18 protein-coding genes and 1 tRNA gene are annotated in these 20,057 nt (G+C 41.2%); 10 read left to right on the top strand and 9 right to left on the bottom strand.

The annotated features are described in order from the left end of the window. Positions 1 to 18 precede the first annotated feature (18 nt). From QUB80_RS08025 to QUB80_RS08005, 5 genes are all read right to left on the bottom strand, one after another. The gene (locus tag QUB80_RS08025; protein ID WP_289788979.1) at positions 19 to 3,006 is read right to left on the bottom strand and encodes a hybrid sensor histidine kinase/response regulator; all 2,988 of its coding nucleotides are present in this window, start codon (positions 3,004 to 3,006) and stop codon (positions 19 to 21) included. Between the two features lie 112 nt (positions 3,007 to 3,118). Beyond that, a complete protein-coding gene (locus QUB80_RS08020) occupies positions 3,119 to 5,926 on the bottom strand; it encodes a methyl-accepting chemotaxis protein (RefSeq protein WP_289788978.1) in 2,808 nt (935 codons plus the stop codon). Between the two features lie 62 nt (positions 5,927 to 5,988). After that, the gene (locus QUB80_RS08015) at positions 5,989 to 6,486 is read right to left on the bottom strand and encodes a chemotaxis protein CheW (RefSeq protein ID WP_289788977.1); all 498 of its coding nucleotides are present in this window, start codon (positions 6,484 to 6,486) and stop codon (positions 5,989 to 5,991) included. After that, complete coding sequence (locus QUB80_RS08010; protein ID WP_289788976.1) at positions 6,479 to 6,868, bottom strand: response regulator; 390 nt, start codon at positions 6,866 to 6,868, stop codon at positions 6,479 to 6,481. The genes QUB80_RS08015 and QUB80_RS08010 overlap by 8 nt, the downstream gene beginning before the upstream one ends. 49 nt (positions 6,869 to 6,917) lie before the next feature. Then, the gene (locus tag QUB80_RS08005; RefSeq protein WP_289788975.1) at positions 6,918 to 7,994 is read right to left on the bottom strand and encodes a response regulator; all 1,077 of its coding nucleotides are present in this window, start codon (positions 7,992 to 7,994) and stop codon (positions 6,918 to 6,920) included. Between the two features lie 541 nt (positions 7,995 to 8,535). On the opposite strand from QUB80_RS08005, the gene QUB80_RS08000 reads away from it, so the two are divergent. Then, a complete protein-coding gene (locus tag QUB80_RS08000; RefSeq protein ID WP_289788974.1) occupies positions 8,536 to 8,817 on the top strand; it encodes a hypothetical protein in 282 nt (93 codons plus the stop codon). A 96-nt stretch (positions 8,818 to 8,913) separates the two neighbouring features. Here QUB80_RS08000 and QUB80_RS07995 read toward each other — a convergent pair. Further along, positions 8,914 to 8,995, bottom strand: a tRNA-Leu gene (locus tag QUB80_RS07995). Positions 8,996 to 9,160: 165 nt separating this feature from the next. Further along, a complete protein-coding gene (gene alr, locus QUB80_RS07990) occupies positions 9,161 to 10,345 on the bottom strand; it encodes an alanine racemase (RefSeq protein WP_289788973.1) in 1,185 nt (394 codons plus the stop codon). Between the two features lie 354 nt (positions 10,346 to 10,699). Here alr and QUB80_RS07985 point away from each other — a divergent pair, with 354 nt between their 5' ends. The 9 genes from QUB80_RS07985 to QUB80_RS07945 all read left to right on the top strand — a co-directional run bounded on the left by QUB80_RS07985 (position 10,700) and on the right by QUB80_RS07945 (position 19,125). After that, positions 10,700 to 11,197 (top strand): HNH endonuclease, encoded by a 498-nt coding sequence (locus QUB80_RS07985; protein ID WP_016878216.1) that lies wholly within the window; start codon positions 10,700 to 10,702, stop codon positions 11,195 to 11,197. Positions 11,198 to 11,625: 428 nt separating this feature from the next. Beyond that, entirely contained in the window at positions 11,626 to 12,915 is a 1,290-nt protein-coding gene (locus tag QUB80_RS07980) for a DHH family phosphoesterase (protein ID WP_289788972.1), read from the top strand. A gap of 106 nt (positions 12,916 to 13,021) precedes the next feature. After that, positions 13,022 to 13,516 (top strand): phosphohistidine phosphatase SixA, encoded by a 495-nt coding sequence (gene sixA, locus QUB80_RS07975; protein WP_289788971.1) that lies wholly within the window; start codon positions 13,022 to 13,024, stop codon positions 13,514 to 13,516. Positions 13,517 to 13,628: 112 nt separating this feature from the next. Next, positions 13,629 to 14,765 (top strand): citrate synthase, encoded by a 1,137-nt coding sequence (locus QUB80_RS07970; RefSeq protein ID WP_289788970.1) that lies wholly within the window; start codon positions 13,629 to 13,631, stop codon positions 14,763 to 14,765. Between the two features lie 562 nt (positions 14,766 to 15,327). Then, the gene (gene nuoH / locus QUB80_RS07965) at positions 15,328 to 16,446 is read left to right on the top strand and encodes an NADH-quinone oxidoreductase subunit NuoH (RefSeq protein WP_289788969.1); all 1,119 of its coding nucleotides are present in this window, start codon (positions 15,328 to 15,330) and stop codon (positions 16,444 to 16,446) included. 82 nt (positions 16,447 to 16,528) lie between these two features. Next, on the top strand, positions 16,529 to 17,107 hold the full coding sequence (ndhI, locus tag QUB80_RS07960; protein ID WP_289788968.1) for an NAD(P)H-quinone oxidoreductase subunit I: 579 nt from the start codon (positions 16,529 to 16,531) through the stop codon (positions 17,105 to 17,107). Between the two features lie 84 nt (positions 17,108 to 17,191). Then, complete coding sequence (locus tag QUB80_RS07955; protein WP_289788967.1) at positions 17,192 to 17,794, top strand: NADH-quinone oxidoreductase subunit J; 603 nt, start codon at positions 17,192 to 17,194, stop codon at positions 17,792 to 17,794. A 97-nt stretch (positions 17,795 to 17,891) separates the two neighbouring features. Beyond that, entirely contained in the window at positions 17,892 to 18,197 is a 306-nt protein-coding gene (nuoK, locus tag QUB80_RS07950) for an NADH-quinone oxidoreductase subunit NuoK (protein ID WP_016878223.1), read from the top strand. A 4-nt stretch (positions 18,198 to 18,201) separates the two neighbouring features. Beyond that, positions 18,202 to 19,125, top strand: coding sequence for an NAD(+) kinase (locus QUB80_RS07945; protein ID WP_289788966.1), 924 nt, complete (start codon positions 18,202 to 18,204; stop codon positions 19,123 to 19,125). 293 nt (positions 19,126 to 19,418) lie between these two features. Here QUB80_RS07945 and QUB80_RS07940 read toward each other — a convergent pair whose 3' ends face one another. Together QUB80_RS07940 and QUB80_RS07935 are read right to left on the bottom strand one after the other, a co-directional pair. Continuing rightward, positions 19,419 to 19,622 carry a ChaB family protein gene (locus QUB80_RS07940; protein ID WP_289788965.1) on the bottom strand — a complete coding sequence of 68 codons (204 nt, stop codon included), beginning with the start codon at positions 19,620 to 19,622 and terminating at the stop codon, positions 19,419 to 19,421. Positions 19,623 to 19,711: 89 nt separating this feature from the next. Next, the gene (locus QUB80_RS07935; RefSeq protein ID WP_289788964.1) at positions 19,712 to 20,056 is read right to left on the bottom strand and encodes a YlmC/YmxH family sporulation protein; all 345 of its coding nucleotides are present in this window, start codon (positions 20,054 to 20,056) and stop codon (positions 19,712 to 19,714) included. Position 20,057: the final 1 nt, after the last annotated feature.

The following is a 20,057-nucleotide window of genomic DNA, read 5'->3' as shown; positions in this document are numbered from 1 at the left end:
AAAATCCACGCATTGGTATTAATTATTAGTCGCTCCTGACACAGAAAAAATAATTTCCTCTAAAGTTCGCAGTAATTCTTGCTCGTTATAAGGTTTGGAGAAGTAAGCTCTAGCACCCAATTGCATAGCTAGTTGCCGATGCTTGTCGCTGCTGCGCGAAGTTAGCATGGCAACTGGTATGTATTTTAATTCATCGTTTGATTGGACACGCCCTAAAAAGCCATAACCATCTACGCGAGGCATTTCGATATCACAAATCACAGCATTAATCTTCAAGCCATTTTCTAGCTTATCTAAGGCATCTTGCCCGTCTTTAGCTTGCTCGACTTGATAGCCTCCTTTTTCTAAAGTCAGAGATAAAAAACGCCGAACATTAATTGAGTCATCAACAATTAAGATAGTACCTTTTGATTCTTGTGGTGCTGCTGTTGGCTGCTCGTCAGCAGAATTGAGAAAAACTGTTTTTAATTTTGTTGGTGGTAATTGATTGCTTCTAGTACGCTCATTAGTGGCATGAGTATGTAGTAACTCATTTATATTCATTAAGGCGACGACTCTACCATCACTGAGAATCGTACAATTGCTAAAGCCAGCAGGTAGAGGAATATTACCCTCAACTTGGCGGATTGCAACTTCCACTTCACCCCAACAACGCTCTATTTGTACTGCCACTGGTTGATTACTATCTCCAACGATGAGTACGCTGGTAGCGTTAATTGCTGGAGGAGTTTCAAGGCTGGGATGATCGTAGCGGGGACAATTAAATTGCAAGTAACGATTGAGGCGAATTAATGGCACTATGCTTCCTTGCCAGTTGATCGCTTCGCCGTTTGCCATTGACAACACATACTCGTTTTCTAGTAAAAATATTTCCAAAATGGCGTCTGTGGGGAAAGCCAACAGCATCTGATTGCTTTCTACCAATAGCACTCGTGCCACTGAGATGGTAAACGGCACTGACAGGATAAAAGTAGTTCCTACTCCCGCAGCAGTATCAATGTTTATATCTCCTTGGATTTGTTTGAGGTTACTGTGAACTACATCCATGCCGACACCGCGCCCGGATAATGTTGTAACTTGGTCAGAGGTAGTAAATCCTGGCTCAAAAATCAGGGATAATAATTCTTCGTCGCTTGCTTGTGCCATAAGAGTTGCATCTAATCCCATCGCTAGGGCGCGATCGCGAATTTTTTCTAAACAAATGCCGCGTCCATCATCTCTGACAGTAATAATTGTGCGATTACCTTGGTGAAGTGCTGTAATTTCAATCAATCCTTGTTCTGACTTACCACAGGCACGGCGCGTTGCAGCATCTTCGATCCCGTGATCGAAGGCATTTCGCATCAAATGCATTAACGGCTCATTCAAAGCTTCCAAGATACCGCGTTCAATTAAGGTGTTAGCACCATCGATTTTGAGATGTACATTTTTGCCGTACTCCACACACAATTCGCGTAAAGCCCTGGGAAAGCGATCAACAATATCGGATAGTGGGCGCATCCGTATCTGTGTAAGTTTTCTTTGTAATTGCTTTGATGTTTTATTTTGCTTTCTCGCAATCTGATCTGTATCTTCGAGACTGAGTTGAATATCGGCTGTGACTTCTTGCACCTGCACAATGGTTTCCATAACTTCCTGAGACAGCAGGTTTAATTCGTTATGGCGATCCATTTCTAAGACATTAAACCGACTTTCTCTGTCTTGTGTCTGCGAAGAATTGCCACCATCTGCCAACGTCCACGATGAAGCATCAGATGGCATGATAACTTGAGTAGCTATTCTGTCATAGGCTGTACGTAATTCTTGATTTTCTCGCTCCAGCACTTGTACTCTTTGATTTAGAGTACGAACCAACTTGCGCAATCTTTCTAAGTGCAAGTTCAACCCATTGCGCTGTATAATGAGTTCGGAGAATAGATCATTAATCTGCTCTAGCTGTTTACTCGGAACTCTGACTGTATTTTCCGAATTATCACGGTCTTTATTAGTATTATTTATTTCTCGTTTATGTTCAACTAATTTGTAATCTGTGCTGGAAATGTTAGCAGCAAAATCAGCCTCAGAATTGCTATGATTGGTAAATTTTGCCACTAACGCATCAAACTCTGTGGTGATAATTTCTTCTTCTACCCAAGCTTGTGCTGTAAATTCTGGTTGCAGGAAATCGTTCGCTGCTTCTATTGGTTGTGTTTCATCTGTTGACGATTGTTCTGCTACACAGACAAAATCATCTAGCTCTATTTGTGTTGGCAAGCAAGAGCATTGATTAGCAAGTACTAATGCTTGCGATCGCCTCCACATTAAAAGTGCAGCACGGGCAATTTCGACAATTTGGGAAGGATGAGCAGTTTCTAAGCGATTCGTGACTGATTCACACAACTGCATAAAAGCTTCTATTTGCAGCATTTCGCCCAAACCACCCAACTCTGCTGCCATACTCACAACTTCTTCTTTGAGAGTAGACTGTTCACCTTCTGCCAGCATAGCTTCTAAACGCTGCAAACACCCCTCTACCTCAGTTTCAAATAGTAGAGGGATAATATTTTGTCCATCATCTTCTGGTGACAGCATACTCGTAGCATCCTCAGGAATGGGATCGCCCAAACGCTGATGTAGATCTGCAAAAACTGGATAACAAAAGGTGGTTAACCACTGCCCGTCTATAGCATTGCCCTGGGAGTGCAATTCCACAATTTGACGCAACCAATCAACTCCAGACAGCAGTAAACTTTGTAATTCTGTGTCAAGCTCTAGAGAATTTTTTTGAGTCTTTAAGACTTTAAAGGAATCTTCGAGACGATGTGCTAAATCAGCGATTTCGTGGAATCCCATCATCGCTGCGCCACCTTTAATGGAATGAGTAGCTCGAAGCGCGGCATTGATTTTTTCCGGAGCAATGCGGTTGTTGCTCTCAATTTCCAGTAATATTCCTTCTAAAGTATTTAAGTAATCTGTTGCTTCCTCCAGAAACTGCATCTGGATTTCAAATTCTTTGTACTGTGACATGATTTTTGTTCTTGAGTAAAAGGCAGGAGGGCAGAGAGCAGCGCGTTGCGCGGGTTCCCCGCATTGTAGCGACTGCGGAGAGGCAGATGGCAGAAGGAAGAAGAAAACACAACTAACAGACTTTAAATGTGCCGACGGTTTCTTGTAATTGTTGGGAAATATGCACAGTTTCTTGGAGAGCTTCAGAAACTTGCAAAGAAGAGTCACTAGTACGCTTGGAAATAGCGGCGATTTGTTTCATTAGTTCACTGACAGTTTGCGATGTTTCCACTCCAGAAACTGTAGCAACAGAAATTGATTGCACCAAGTCGTCGATTTGCTGTGAAACTTCTAATATTTGGCTGAGGCTGCTTTTAGCGGCTTCGACAACAGAAGTGCCTGCCATTACTTGGGTTGTTCCTACTTCCATAGCTTGAACCACTTCGCTGGTTTCGCGCTGGATAGTATCGACAATTTGTTCAATTTCTTTGGTTGCTGCTGCCGATCGCGTTGCCAACTCGCCTACTTCTTCTGCAACAACAACAAATCCTTGGGCTTCTTCACCTGCACGTGCTGCTTCAATACCGGCATTGATTGCTAACAAGTTAGTTTGCATGGAAATCTGGTTAATTAATGCCACCACACGGCTAATTTGTTGCGTAGATTCTCCCAAACGTTTGACTTTCTTGGTGGTTTCACTAACGGTTTCCCGCAGGTGTAATATATTTTGTACTGTCAAATCCATTGCTTGTCCGCTTTTTGTGGCTGTTTGAGCAGCATTTTCGACAATTACGGCAGCTTGCTGGGCGTTTTGGGCTGCTGCTTGAATCGCTTGCGTCATTTGCTCGACAGCATCAAGAGTACGATCAACTTCTACAGCTTGTGTTTGTGCTTCTTGGGCTAGTTGACGAATGGCTCCAGAGTTAGCACCGATCGCCTGATTAACTTGAGTGGCAGTCAATTTGACTTGTATGACAATCTCGCGCAAACTTTCTACTATGGAATTGAAAAAGTCAGCAACGGTGCCGATTTCACCAGCGCTAACTTCAGCCCGTACGCTCAAATCGCCACTGGCTGCATCTTCTGCATATTTGAGCAGGTTTAGTAGTTGTGTATGCAGGGCTTGTTTGTCTTCTCGTTCTTTGGTAGAAGATGTTTGGGCGATCGCTCTTACTTGCTCTATTTCTTCTAGTAGCCCTGCCTGCTCAAGAGCATAGCTAATTTCTATTGCTAGGTGTTTAAATAAATCAATTTCTGTCTTTTGCCAATATCGGGGATGAGCGCACTGATGGGCAATTATTAAAGCGATCGGCTTTTGCTGATAAACAATCGGTGCAATCAAGCTGGCTTTGACAGCAAATTTTTCTAAAATTTTGATGTCAGCGTCGATATCCTGCAAATTTGGCTCTTGATAAATATCAGCGATCGCCTGCACTTGAATATTTTGAGAAATATCTAAATGACGTTCCCAAAAACAAGTATCATCAATTGGTACTCCCAAAATTTTTGGATAAATTGCATTCACAGATTCATAAATTATTTCACCATTCTCGGTATCAGAACTTAATTCGTAAATAAGTACTCGATCTGCTTTTAGTGCTTGTCGAACCTCTCTCGCTGCTGTTTTACAAATATCCTCTGTTTTTAGGTGAGAGCGAATACGTAAGGTAATATCTGTCAGTAATTGTGTTTGTTCGATATCTTTTTCTTGCTCTTTGAGTAGGGTTTCTAGTTGCGCTGCCATGTGATTAATATTTGCATTTAAAATCCCTAGCTCATCTTTTTCGTTTGAGGTGATATGGCGATTTTGTTCACCTTGACTAAATTGAGCTACCTTTGCTGTTGCCTTCAATATTGGTTCTGTAAAACGTTTGGCAAACCAGGCTGCGATCGCCGCCGTAATTAATGCTGTCAGTGCCGTAGCACTTGCAATCTTCCAAAACAGTTGTCTTCGGGGTGCAAATACAGTTGCTGCATCAGCCGAAAGCATAACTCCCCAGCTAAGATTGGGTATACCTGGTAATTGTTCTAAGCGAGTAAAAGAAATTAGGTTTTCAGACTTAGTTTGAGGATTAAAAGCTGTCTGAGTAACTACCTTTCCGGCTGTATCTAGTTTGTCAAAAATCGGAAATTCCTTTTGAATATTTTTATCTACTTCTGCCTGCTTTGAAGCTGCAAAAATTTTACTTACATCATTAATTAAGTAGTAATTTAAATTATTTCTTTTCTTGACTTGTTCTGTTAATTCTTCTATATTCTTTACAGGCATCTGTGCTACTATCACGCCAATAGTTTCATCCGTAAACTTATGTTTGACAGGTGCAACAATATAAATATTGTTTGCTGTTGGTTGGGCGATCGCTACTACATCATCTTTTAAAACACTTTGAAAATAGGATTGATTTTGAGGACTTTGTAGAGATTTTCCTGAAGATTGAGCTACTAATTTACCTTCACGGTTAAAAATATAAATATTGCTGTAGAATTTATAATTTTCTACTAATTTATCCAGCAAAGCTTGTTTTTCTCTTTCAGATCTAAATGATAAATTACCTAGAATTGGTAGATTAGATAGTAGCTGAATATCTCCATGTCGTTCAAACATGAAACGATTAATCTTATCTGTTAAGGTATTGAGTTCTGTTTCTTGAGCCTTGCTAATGTTGTTGGTGAGAGATTGACTAGTAAATTGATATATAAGTACCCCCAGCCCCAAAATCGGTAACGTACTAATAGCGATCGCAAACAGGGTTACTTTCTTATTCAAGCTCAGTCGCTGACAAGCCGCAATACCCCGATGCAAAGAAGAATTTCGAGTAGTTGCATCCTGAATACGCAAACTAGGAAGTGGTAACATACTATCTTTCACCTGTAGTGGTGAAATCATCGGTTCTTGCTTTTGCACATTATTATTTTTAGCTGCATCTGCTTTATTAAACATAAAGAAATTCCTATAAATAGCTGGCTCTTAATCCTCAAAATTCCCTTTTCTAGTAGCAATTCCTAATTACTCCGTAAAACAGAAGATTGCGCAATTGCCTGTGCATCTAATACCAAAAATATTTCTTGTTGTTGAACAATGCACCCACATAAATAAGGAACTAGACTTGAGGCTACTTGCCCAATGGGAGAGCAAATCTCTTCAGGTTGGAATTTTGTTGTACCTTTTACCTCTTGCACAACTAAACCCAAAATCACTGATTCGACTCGAATAATAATAATGTTGTACTGCCGAAACTGGTGATCCAAAGATTCTAGATTGAACATCCTTGGCAAATCGATGAGCCAGACTATACGGCTTCGCCAATTCATTAATCCTAGTATGCATGCGGGCATATTTGGCATCGAGGTTACAGATTCAACAGGTACAACAATTGCTTCTTGCGTATATTTAACTGACAAAACACCAGCAACCTGTTGATTGAGTTGAAACTTAAGATAGCCATCTCCTATGTTGCGATTGTTTGACTGTAAAGCTAATGTAAGTTTTGAACTACTCATTGATTAAATTCACTACAGATTTAATAGTATGCAAAAGCTGATCGCGAGTGTAAGGTTTAGTGATATAGGCATCAGCACCTTGTCTTCTTGCCCACAAACGATCTATTTCCTGATTTTTAAAACTACAAATTACAATTGGTACTTTTTGAGTTAACGGATTTTTTTTCAAGGAACGACACAACTCAAAACCGCTCATTTCTGGCATCACTACATCAGTAACAATCGCATCTAGTTGTTGTGACACAGCTTTTTCTAAAGCTTCTTTTGCTCCAGCAGCTTTAATGACGTTATAACCACTCTCTTTTAAATAGTGGCTAATTAGTTCTAACTCACTCGGAGAATCTTCCACAACCAAAATAGTACTAAGCAAAGTCAGGCTCACTTTTAAATCTCCTCAAATAACTAAATTTGGTTGGCTTTGATATTTGCTATTAATTAAGGTGTTTAAATACCATTTTTAACAAATCTGGCTGTGTAAAAGGCTTGGTTAAATAGCCTGATGCTCTTACCATTGTTGCCTTAGCTCTATCTATAAATCCTGTTCTACCAGTTACCATAATTATTGGTGTATTCTTAAAACTTGAATGCCGTCTTAACAAAGAACATAGCTCGTAACCATCTAAATTTGGCATTTCTACATCTAGTAAAATTAAGTCAGGTTTGCTGCGGAGAATTTGCATTAGAGCCTTCACTGGATCGTTAATCATCACTACAGCAAATGTATTTTCGTCTAAAAAACTCCTGATAGAATGCAAGACAGTGAGACTGTCATCAATACAAGCAACTTTATAGAGATTTTTGCTAGTAGGTGGTTGGGATAATTGGCGATCGCTATCTTCTAGATAGTCAAAATCTGTCGTTGTCGCTAACTGTGGCTCAGATGTAATTTGGGATTTTGTCTCAGTATGAAAAGATTTTATTTGCGCAGGCAAAACTTGTGACTTGTTCTGAATAGGAAAGGTTAACTCTCGCTCTTGTCGAACTTGTAGTTGTTTTTGACAATGTTCTACTAGTGATCGCAAATCCAAACAACAAAACTTTGGTAGTTCATCTATGGGTGTTTCGTGATGAAATTCATAGCTTCCTTGTTTTAATGCCAAAAATGATAGCAACACCTCTTTTGCTAATTCATCTATCAAGATTGCTGCTTGGGGAGGAGTGATATAATCCTGATTTACTAACCAACATATAGCTAGATAATCTGGCTGTGATATCGACTGATTTTCACTTTTAGTATCAAATGTGAGTCGCATCTGTACACGATTTGCACTCGAAAGAGTCGGAATTTGTTGACTTAATAGTTGTAAGTGATGATCCAATCGCTCAAACAGTTTATCCGAATAGGAAGCGTATGTAAGTTTTCCTTCTTCTAAATAAATAGACCAATAAGCTTCTTCAGTAAATATACTTAAATAGCCTGTAGCTCGCCTGCTAGTTAGTTGTGCTAACAGAGATAGGGGATGCAGTTTTTGGAAAAACCTGTAGCTACCTATAGGACTTGTGCTCATTTTGCTTGTGTCTGTTGCTCAATTGGATAAGTCTAAGCTGTGTTTGTGCAGAACTTTCCCACAATAGAATTCGATTAAATTAATTTTGTTTGTATTTTTAAATACAAATAGTGATTATTCTCTATGTGACTAAACTCAAACGTAGTAAGTAGTAATTTGATATCAAGGCAAGAAAATTTCAGTGAACTGGTAAGTAGCAGTTATTTTACTTACGTTGCACCGAAATTGACAAATATTCTCTGAGAAAAGGTGATAAAAAATGTAAAAACTAAATTATGTTATTCACTTTGTAGTAAAAAATTATAATTGCAACGGTAATAATACTGAAATTAATTATATTTGAGATAGGTGCGATCGCATTCTCTTCAATCAAGCGAGCGAGCGCAATTTTTTGCCACATCTCTAGATTAAGTATTAGATGTAGAATTATTTAGCGTTTCGTGTAATTACTGCTTAAAACTATTGAATGATTATTGTTACATTAGAGGAGATTACTCAGTTTCGCAGCCAGTTGGCGAACAGTCCAGAGGCTTGAGTAGCATTGGATGATATAGAAGAGTGTGAGGGAAATCTTGAAGAAGCAGCAAAGTTAATTGCTGTTAAAACAACTGACGCAAAATTCGGCTTAAAAGCAGAAGCAGATTCAAATTATTTAGAGAAATTAGCCCAAAAACTCAGCACAATCATCTGTCAGGAAGAATTTAACGAATTGATCATAGGAGTATTTACAGCTGCGATCGCCACGCTAGCAGCAAGTGGTAATCTTCCTGTATGTAGCCTTGGCAACTCCAATAGTAATTTATGTTGCCAAAATAGGCGTTAAAAAAGCAATTAAATGTTTGCCACAAACAAAATCCTTCAAGCGTCACTTGCTTTTCAAACGAGAAGCGATCGCAAACAAATACTTTGCTTTAACTCATGCGGATGAAAGGACTTGAACCTTCACACCTTGCGGTACTAGAACCTAAATCTAGCGCGTCTGCCAATTCCGCCACATCCGCGTCACGATCTATAAGCTTATCATAACAAATCTTCTTTGGCAATAAGTAGGGAATAGGGAACAGGAAAATGTTTATTAGTCATTGGTTATTGGTTGGCAGTTCTCTCCCCAGCCTCCCCATCCCCGCGTTCCCCTGCCCTTATCCTCTTCAAGCGCCCCTAGCCCTTCACATTACTGCCACACGAGGCAAGCGATGCTTAAATCCGCACAGAATTTCCCAAGAAATAGTATTTAGTTCATTTGCCCAATCGTCAGCAGAAATTTGTTGTTTTCCTTCTTGTCCCAATAAAGTTACTATTTCACCTTCTTGTAAATCTGGTATGGCACTAACATCTATCATTAGCTGATCCATTGTAATAGCACCGAGCTGCGCTACCTTTTGACCGCGCACTATGGCTTGCATTTTATTAGAAAGATTGCGCGGCACGCCATCAGCATAACCAATTCCAACTACAGCAATGCGGAGTTCATGGGGAGCAACAAATTGATGTCCGTAGCTTACACCAGTTCCAGCAGCAATAGTTTTGACTTGCGTAACTCTTGCCCTAACTTGTAAAACTGGTTGGAGATCAATACGCGATCGCAAATAATCTGCTGGATAAAGTCCGTAGACAGCTAAACCCACCCGCACCATATCGTAGTGTAATGCCTTATCGCTGAGGGCAGCTGCTGAATTTGCCAAGTGCAGACAAGGAGGTTTTATGCCTAATGCTTTGATTTGGGCGATCGCTTGTCGAAATCTTTGATGCTGTAGCTTCATCACAGCCCGATCAGGACTATCTGCTGTTGCCAGATGGGAATAAATACTAGCTATCTTCAGATGCGGTAATCGCTGCACTAGCTGTACAAACTCTGCTGCTTGTTGCCAATTCGTTCCCAAGCGCGACATTCCCGTATCTAATTTGATGTGTACAGGTACGGCAGAGCTGTAGTTAATCGCTTCTAGGATGTCAGAAAAAATCAAGGCTTGCTTGGGGCTGCATATTGTCGGCTGAAGTTTCCAGTGGGCGATCGCATGAATTTGTTCTGGGGTATGAGTCGCGCCTAAAATCAAAATTGGAGCTTTAATACCAGCTTCTCGTAATTGAATTCCTTCTGGAACTGTAGCCACACCGAGCCAACTTGCCCCTGACTGTAATGCGGTTTGAGCAACTGTAACAGATCCATGTCCATAGGCATCGGCTTTCACTACAGCCATGAGTTGGGTACGCGATGATAGGAACCGCCGTAGTTGCTGTACATTATGCGATAACGCTGCCAAATCTATTTCCACCCAAGCACGTTGCGAAAACCAAGCATATGTGTCGCACTGTTGAGCAGCCACACCCGAACTTTGCTCATGACTTAGCATTTGATTTACTCCTTCACACCACCGATTAGCTTCCAGATTATTTACTTATTCGTGCCACTATCAGCTACTCTGGATAGATTAATCAGGAAGTTTAACCTTCTTGTTGGAGTTGGCACAAGAGCATGGGGTGACATTTATCAACACAAAGCGGCGATCAGTTCCTTTGTTTCCCCATCTCCACCTTCCCCTTCCTCTTCATGCGTCCTAGTCCCTTTCACACACAGAAAAGTACTTACAAGTCGCCATCTCATAGCTCTACTTCCCAATTTCAGCTGAAGTATAATTTATTTTCATAGCCTAAGCAGGTTACATTTGTGTTAATATATGTAAAATAAAAGGCCTGAGCGATTATCAATGGGGAAGGTTTTAGTCTTAAACGCCTCTTACGAACCGCTCAATATTACGAGCTGGCGTCGCGCTGCAGTTTTGTTAATTAAAGGCAAAGCAGAGCGCGTAGAACATAACGGTAAATTTCTTTACGCTGAATTTCCGCTTCCAACTGTAATTCGGTTACGCCATTATGTGCGGGTGCCTTATAAAGAGATTCCTCTGACGCGTCGAAATATATTGCACCGAGACGGGCATACTTGCCAATACTGCGGTTACACGGGAGATGAGTTGACTTTAGACCATGTCATACCGCGATCGCGTGGAGGAGGAGATAGTTGGGAGAACATTGTAACAGCCTGTGTCCGCTGCAATGTCAAAAAAGGCAGCCGTACACCCCACGAAGCACATATGCTCTTACGTCATTCTCCCCGCCGACCTTATAGCAGTCTCTACTTTGAGGTCAGCAAACATCTAAAAAGTGGTATGCATGAAGAGTGGCAGAAATATGTTATAGGACTTTGATATTTATAAAATTCAATGACATAGGTAGCAAATTCCAAATCTTGCTACTGTACCATTGCAAGATGTAGGATTTAGCATAATTAGCAGCTGTTGTGAAAGATTTACTCCATGCTATGACGGCTGGAGTATAAACTCGCAAAAATCACAGCAATTTTTAAGCAGTCTCACCATTATACCACACAGTAATGGATTGAGAAGTATGTATAATTAAATTTTCTCAATTTTAGAGACGGCAAAATAATAGAGTGTTTCCTTGGAAATATTGAAGAACATATTCCTTGACAAAAAATACACCTACATATACATTTCCACGCTTCTATATTTTTGCAAAGATCTAAGGTGTGTGGCGAAATCAGAATCAGTGAATCGCTGGTTGTATTTTTTCTATTTGAATCCACAAAGCCTCACACAGATAATACATTTATCATATGCAGTTTAATTCTTCCCTTACTCAGCTTGAGAGATTACCGTTGACAACAGATCTGACTCCAGAACCGACTCCAGATGATGGGGGAATAGACAGAGAAGCCCTTGAAGCTCCCTTTGCCAAACAGTCTGTTGGAACTTTTACAGGTGAAGGAAGTAATGGTCAGCGCACCAATTCTGTAGCAATACAAAAGTCAGAGGAATTGCGCCAAACCATGCTCTCCCATCGGCAAGAGCGCCAGATTTTGATTCTACAAGATTTTCCAGACCCGGATGCTCTTTCCTCAGCTTGGGCATACCAATTAATTGCTCAACAGTACGATATCAAATGCGAGATTATTTATGCTGGTACACTCAGTCACCAAGAAAATATTGCCTTGGTGAAGCTAACTGGTTTACCTGCCCAACGTTGCCCACTACAAAACCTCAAAAGTAAAGATTTGTCCTCATATCAAGGTTTTGTCTTAATTGATAATCAAGGAACTACCTCTCAACTAGTACCAGTAGTAGAGCAGGCAGGAATTCCATTAGTGGCAGTTATTGACCATCACAGTTCCCAAGGAGATCTAAAATCAGAGTTTGTAGATATCCGTCCGGGTGTACGAGCAACAGCAACAATTTTTACTCAATATTTGCAGACAGGATTGCTGCCTTTAGATAGCACCATCAATCAACACGTCAAGTGCGCTACTGCTTTGATGCATGGTTTGCGCTCTGATACAAATCTTCTGATGCAAGCAAAAGAAGAAGATTTTCTAGCAGCAGCCTACCTGAGTCGGTTTTACGACGTTCAACTACTTAACGCCATACTCCAGGCAAACCGTTCCAAACGGGTAATGGATGTAATTGAGCGATCGCTAAAGAACCGCATCGTGCAAAATAACTTTTCCATTGCTGGTGTTGGCTATTTGCGCTACGACGATCGAGATGCCATCCCTCAAGCAGCAGATTTTCTTGTTACAGAAGAAAACGTCCATACTGCTGTAGTTTACGGTATCGTTCACGACGAAGATGACGAATTTGAAGTAGTCATAGGTTCCTTAAGAACTACTAAACTTACCCTCGATCCGGACGAGTTTATCAAAGAAGCTTTTGGACAAGACAGTAGCGGACGCTTTTTCGGTGGCGGACGTACAAGTGCTGGTGGTTTTGAAATTCCGATGGGTTTCTTATCAGGCGGTAACGAGAATTCCGCTTATGCAAAAATGAAATGGGAAGTCTTCGATGCTCAAATTAAGCAAAAACTTTTAAGATTGGTTAACCCCAGAGACAACCCGATTCAATCAGAGTAAAAGGTACAGGGGACAGAGAACAGGGAACAGGGGAATTTCATAAATCCATAACCCATAATCTGTAACCTGTAGGCTGTAACCCATAACCTATAACCTGTAACCTAAAGTGGAACTGTATTTAATCCGTCACGGCATTGCCGAAGAGGCAACCAAGGATATCACAGATGAACAAAGGCAACTAACTAAGGAGGGACGGCAAAAAACCGAAAAAGTTGCCCAACGATTGAAAAAATTAGGTTTTAGCTTTGATGTAATTGCCACCAGTCCTTTAGTCAGAGCACGACAAACAGCAGATATCCTCATAGTAGCCGGATTGAGTTCTCAAATAGAGGAATGTACTCATCTTGCTCCTGGTGGTGCTATAAATAGTTGGCTTGAAGATTGGTTTAAACCCAAGAATTTTGCGCCTAATAGCCAACTAGCATTGGTAGGACACGAGCCTTGTTTGAGTAATTGGGCAGAAATTCTCCTTTGGGGAGAAGTAAAGGAACGTTTCGTGCTAAAAAAAGCGGGTATGATCGGGTTAAGGGTACCAGAAACAGGCTCTGTTTTGGGTAGTTGTCAGATGTTTTGGTTGACACCACCCAAGTACTTGCTTTAACAGTTTTTCCACAATTCAATCAAGAATTTGTGTGATAACGGATACTGTTATGGCGACAATAATTTCTGGTAAGTTAGCCTGAACAAATCTTTAAAAATCAGATGGTGTTGCCATGATGGTGTGCGAATACAAGCCTGGTTTGGAAGGCATTCCTGCCGCCCAATCCGGTATCAGCTATGTCGATGGGCAAAAAGGATTATTAGAGTATCGTGGCATCCGGATTGAAGAACTAGCAGAAAAAAGCACATTTCTGGAAACTGCTTATCTTTTAATTTGGGGTGAGTTGCCTACAGCAGAAGAATTAGCAGCGTTTGAGGATGAAATTCTTCATCACAGGCGAATCAAGTACCGGATTCGTGACATGATGAAATCTTTTCCAGAAAGTGGTCACCCTATGGATGCCCTACAAGCCTCTGCTGCGGCTTTAGGATTGTTTTATTCGCGCCGCGACTTAGATAATCCCGTTTATATCCGGGATGCAGTAGTTCGCTTGTTAGCAACTATTCCCACAATGGTTGCAGCATTCCAATTGATGCGAAAAGGCAACGATCCTGTACGTCCCAATGACGATTTAGATTATGCTGCTAACTTTCTTTATATGCTCAATGAGAAAGAACCCGATCCTTTGGCGGCAAGGATTTTTGATGTCTGCTTGATATTACACGCAGAACATACAATGAATGCTTCTACCTTTAGTGCCAGGGTAACAGCTTCTACTCTGACCGATCCATATGCTGTAGTGGCGAGTGCAGTTGGTACCTTAGGAGGGCCACTGCATGGAGGAGCTAACGAAGAAGTAATCTTGATGTTGGAAGAAATTGGCTCTGTCGAGAATGTGCGTCCCTATCTAGAAGATCGCTTACAACGTAAAGCCAAGATTATGGGCTTCGGACATCGTGTCTATAAAGTCAAAGATCCGCGAGCGACAATTTTGCAAAACTTAGCAGAAAAACTGTTTGCAAAATTTGGACATGACAAATACTATGACATCGCTATTGAGTTGGAACGGGTTGTAGAGGAAAAACTCGGTCAAAAAGGCATTTATCCTAACGTTGACTTTTATTCCGGTTTAGTGTATAGAAAGCTGGGCATTCCCACAGACTTATTTACACCAATATTTGCGATCGCCCGTGTCGCAGGTTGGCTGGCACACTGGAAAGAACAGCTAGAAGAAAACCGGATTTTCCGTCCTACTCAGGTTTACAACGGTCGGCACGGTATTGCTTACGCTCCCATCGACCAACGTTAGGGTTATGGGCTAGAGGCGCTTAGGCTAGAAAGAGGGGGAGAGCAAGAGATGAGGGAGATAGGGAAGATGGGGAAGAATTTACTCTTATCACTTCCTCACCTCCCCAAACTTCCTCAAATCCTTTTCCCCTTCCGTGTCTCCTTTACCCGTTACCCAATCCCCGATCCCTAGTCCCCAATCCCTCTGTTAGCAAATCTCAATTCATACCATAAGTAGAAATTCTCATCAAACTCATAGGGGCATAAGCCATCCAACGATATACTAAGCATGGGGAATTGCAAAAAATCTTAAATTTTGCCTGGTATGGGCAGAAATAATTGATGGGTAAATTTACAGTTATTAACAAGTTGTAGATAGTTGTAAACAACCATGAAAAGCAAAAGATGAAGGATGAAATCAACCATGAAGGGTGAGATCAAAGATGAAGGAGCAAGAATGTAGACACTTGTGAGGGCAGCTTGTTACTAGCAAGAACTCAATAAACAGTAATACATTCATACTTCACAATTCATACTTCATAACTTCAAACTTCTGTCTTGAGTTGACTTCAAGAGCAACAAACATGAATTCAGGAATTGATCTGCAAGGAACTTTTATTGAGTCCCTCATGGATTTGGGACTGCCAGGTGACTTAGCCAAAGCGATTTGGATGCCACTGCCAATGATCCTAATGATTATTGGTGCGACGGTGGGAGTACTAACTTGTGTATGGCTAGAACGGAAGATTTCGGCAGCAGCACAGCAGCGGATTGGTCCTGAATACATTGGCCCTTTGGGTTTGCTGGCTCCTGTGGCAGACGGTCTAAAGCTGGTTTTTAAAGAAGATATCGTGCCAGCCAAATCTGACCCCTTATTGTTTACCCTTGGCCCCATCATTGTTGTATTACCAGTGTTTCTGTCTTATTTAATCGTGCCATTTGGACAGAATTTGGTAATTACGAATGTTGGCATGGGCGTATTTTTGTGGATTGCATTGTCTAGCATTCAGCCAATTGGCTTGTTAATGGCAGGCTACGCATCCAATAACAAATACTCCTTATTGGGTGGCTTGCGGGCAGCAGCACAATCCATTAGCTATGAAATTCCTTTGGCGCTAGCGGTACTAGCGATCGCTATGATGTCCAATAGTCTTAGCACCGTTGATATTGTCGATCAGCAATCAGGCTACGGCATCTTGGGGTGGAACATTTGGCGACAACCAGTAGGGTTTCTCATTTTTTGGATCTCTGCCCTTGCCGAATGTGAACGACTACCCTTTGACTTACCAGAAGCAGAAGAGGAACTGGTGGCAGGTTACCAGACTGAATATTCTGGCATGAAATTCGCTCTGTTCTACCTAAGTTCCTACGTCAACTTAGTACTTTCAGCATTACTGGTATCAGTTTTATACTTAGGCGGTTGGGATTTTCCAATTCCCATTGACGTTTTAGCTAACTGGTTTGGAGTCAGTGAAGCCAATCCAGTTCTGCAAATTATCACCGCCTCATTGGGCATCACCATGACCGTACTGAAAGCCTATCTGCTAGTATTTGTAGCAATTTTATTGCGCTGGACGGTTCCCCGCGTTCGGATCGACCAATTGCTAGATTTAGGATGGAAGTTCTTATTACCAGTTGGGTTGGTGAATTTACTATTAACCGCAGCCTTGAAATTGGCTTTTCCCGTCGCCTTTGGTGGTTAATAGTTAATAGCTAATTGCTAATAGTGTTTTTGCTGTTTTAGCAATTAGCTATCAGCAATTTTTAGTTAAAGAGAGAGACACGATGCTAAAGTTCTTCAAACAAGTTGGTGATTATGCTAAGGAAGCGGTGCAAGCCAGCCGCTATATAGGTCAGGGACTTTCTGTGACTTTTGATCATATGCGGCGGCGTCCGGTAACTGTACAATACCCTTACGAGAAACTAATTCCTGGCGAAAGATTTCGCGGTAGGATTCACTTTGAGTATGATAAGTGCATCGCCTGCGAAGTCTGTGTCAGGGTTTGTCCGATCAACCTGCCTGTAGTAGATTGGGAATTTGATAAAACCAGTAAAAAGAAAAAGCTCAAACACTACAGTATCGACTTTGGCGTTTGTATCTTCTGCGGCAACTGTGTGGAATATTGCCCAACTAACTGTTTGTCAATGACAGAAGAATATGAGCTTTCCACCTATGATCGCCACGAATTGAACTACGATAACGTGGCGTTGGGTCGTTTACCTTACAAAGTTACAAATGACCCAATGGTGACACCTTTGCGCGAATTGGTATACCTGCCTAAAGGTATTATGGATCCCCACGATTTACCAGCTGATGCGCCTCGTCCAGGTGCTCGTCCAGAAGATCTGGTGGAGAAAAGCTAATAGTTAATAGCTAATAGAACACTGGCAATGACACAATTAGCTATTAGCAATCTAGCAATTAACAGATAGCAAAGGAAAAAAACAGTGAATTTAGCCGAAGGAGTACAGGTTGTTTCGTTTGGTGTATTGGCTGTAATGATGATCGGATCGGCACTAGGTGTGGTGCTGTTCTCTAATGTCGTTCATTCTGCCTTTTTGCTGGCTGGTGTTTTTGCCAGCATTTCTGGGATGTATCTCCTATTGAATGCTGATTTTGTAGCAGCCGCACAACTGTTAATTTATGTTGGCGCGGTGAACGTGCTGATATTGTTTGCCATTATGTTGGTAAATAAACGGCAGGATTTTTCTCCCTTTCCCACTGCTTGGGTGCGTAAAGCCCTCACAGCTGTGGTGAGTTTAGGATTATTTGCGCTGCTGAGTACAATGGTGTTGGCAACGCCTTGGTCTCGTTCTACTGCTATTCCTGTAGGAGATCCGATTGTTGTGATTGGGCAGCATTTCTTCAGTGACTTTTTGCTGCCTTTTGAAGTTGCTTCCGTTCTGTTATTAATGGCAATGGTGGGTGCAATTATTCTGGCACGTCGCGAATATCTACCAGAAGCGGCTCCATCCGAACTGCCGCAAACTGTTTTGACATTACCAGAACGCCCCAGAGAACTAATATCGGCAGGAAGCGACAACGAATAATAGTTAATGGTCAATGGTTAATGGCAATGAACAATTAATGATTAACTATTAGCAACAAGCATCTTTCAGGGAAAAATTCAGTAGGGATACAGTTATTATGCAGCTTGAGTACTTTTTATTACTAGCAGCCGCTTTGTTCTGCATTGGCATCTATGGCTTGATTACCAGCCGCAATGCTGTGCGAGTATTAATGTCAATTGAGTTGCTGCTTAATGCTGTGAATTTGAACTTAATGGCTTTTTCCAACTTCCTGGATTCAACAGCGATCAAAGGTCAGGTTTTCACTGTATTTGTGATCACCGTAGCGGCAGCTGAAGCGGCGGTGGGTTTGGCGATCGTGCTAGCAATCTATCGTAACCGCGATACTGTCGATATGGAGCAGTTTAATCTCCTCAAATGGTAACACTGTGGATCTCAAGCAGGTAATTATTGCTTACAAAGCAAGAGACGCTCAAAGCAAACGCTGGGCAGAAACTTGTGCGAAACAACTAGAGAATCGCCAATGCCAGGTTCTAATGGGGCCAAGCGGGCCAAAAGATAACCCTTATCCAGTGTTTTTGGCTTCGGCAGGGCAACCAATAGATCTGGCTTTGGTGCTTGGTGGTGATGGCACTGTTTTAACTGGTGCAAGACATTTAGCCCCAGCTGGCATCCCCATTCTAGGAGTGAATGTAGGAGGACACCTGGGGTTTTTAACTGAATCAGTGGATGAGTTTCAAGATACAGAAAAAGTTTGGGATAGACTTTTGGAGGATCGCTACGCTATCCAAAGGCGGATGATGGTGCAAGCTGGGGTGTATGAAGGGCATGGTAGTAATTTAGAACCCGTGAGCGAACGCTATCTCGCTTTGAATGAAATGTGTGTTAAACCCGCTTCTGCCGATCGCATGATTACCTCAATTCTAGAAATGGAAATTGATGGCGAGGTAGTCGATCAATACGTAGGAGACGGGTTAATAGTCGCGACTCCCACTGGTTCTACTGGCTACACGGTTTCTGCTAATGGCCCAATTATACATGATGGTATGGAAGCCATTACCATTACTCCCATTTGTCCGATGAGTCTTTCTAACCGCCCCGTCGTTTTACCCCCTGGCTCAGTTGTAAGTATTTGGCCTTTGGGAGATTACGATTTGAGTACAAAATTGTGGATGGATGGGGTATTAGCTACTTCAATTTGGCCTGGACATCGCGTTGATGTGCGCATGGCAGAATGTCGGGCTAAGTTTATTATTTTGCGGGAAAATAATTCGTATTATCAGACACTGCGGGAGAAGTTATTGTGGGCAGGGACAAGGGTTCGCTACAGTAGTACTAATCATGCGAATTGATGAATATGAGCAATTTCTTGCTCTGATGCCCAACCGTAGCTTTTAATACCAAATCTAAATCTAAAACCCTCTTCTACTCTACAGACTGTAAGCCTACACAGCAGTGTTTTTTTAGCGTGCGTTAGGACGATAGTCCGTAACGCACCATCAACTCTCCCAAAAATGGTGGTTTATGCTTCGCTAACCTAATCTACATTTATTGAATAATTTAATCTTTATTTACCTTAATTTCTACTAGTTTAGTACACTCCACCTATGGCTTCCTGCCCTAAACCAGTTAAGATATAAATTTTTTATTCTGGCTTTTGACGCCATTGTCCATCTTCACCTTTTTCGTAATCTCTTTTTACTGCACTCCAGGCAACACGGAAAGCACTTTCTTCAGAATTGTATTCTTTTTCAGCACTATTAAAAGCAGCTAGAAAAATTTCTTGAGCGTGCTTGGGTAGATGTTCTTTGATAGAATCTGGTAAATCACTGATATTTTGATAGGGCATAGTTCTAGCAATTTTAAATGTTAAAAAAACTCAATTATCACTTATAAGCTAATCATCCTAAAAATTCACTTCTACTACGTTATCTATAACTATTCACCTAATAAATATTCCAATTCAGCTTTTAACGCTATAACATCTGCAACTCTTGCCACTAGTAAATTTTCTTTACCAGCATCATTTAAACGTACTTTCCAATAACGAATACTATCTGAGTTATTCATCCAAAAATCTATGACTGTACCCACAACTTCATCTTTGTCCCAACCCCATTTTTGCGGTACTGGTTCCACAGATTCTATCAATGCATCTAAAGTACACATATGTGTTGCTATGTATTCTACTCCTTTATATTGTGGTTTTTGTAATGTTTTTTGTTGGTGATTAAAAAAGTTTAAAACTGGAGAGACTCCTACAATATCAAAAGTATATTTCATG

Origin of the sequence: Chlorogloeopsis sp. ULAP01 (assembly GCF_030381805.1) — a bacterium.
Taxonomy (GTDB): Bacteria; Cyanobacteriota; Cyanobacteriia; order Cyanobacteriales; family Nostocaceae; genus Chlorogloeopsis.
Note: the sequence above shows the minus strand (reverse complement) of the source record. Positions and strands in the feature narration are given on the sequence as shown.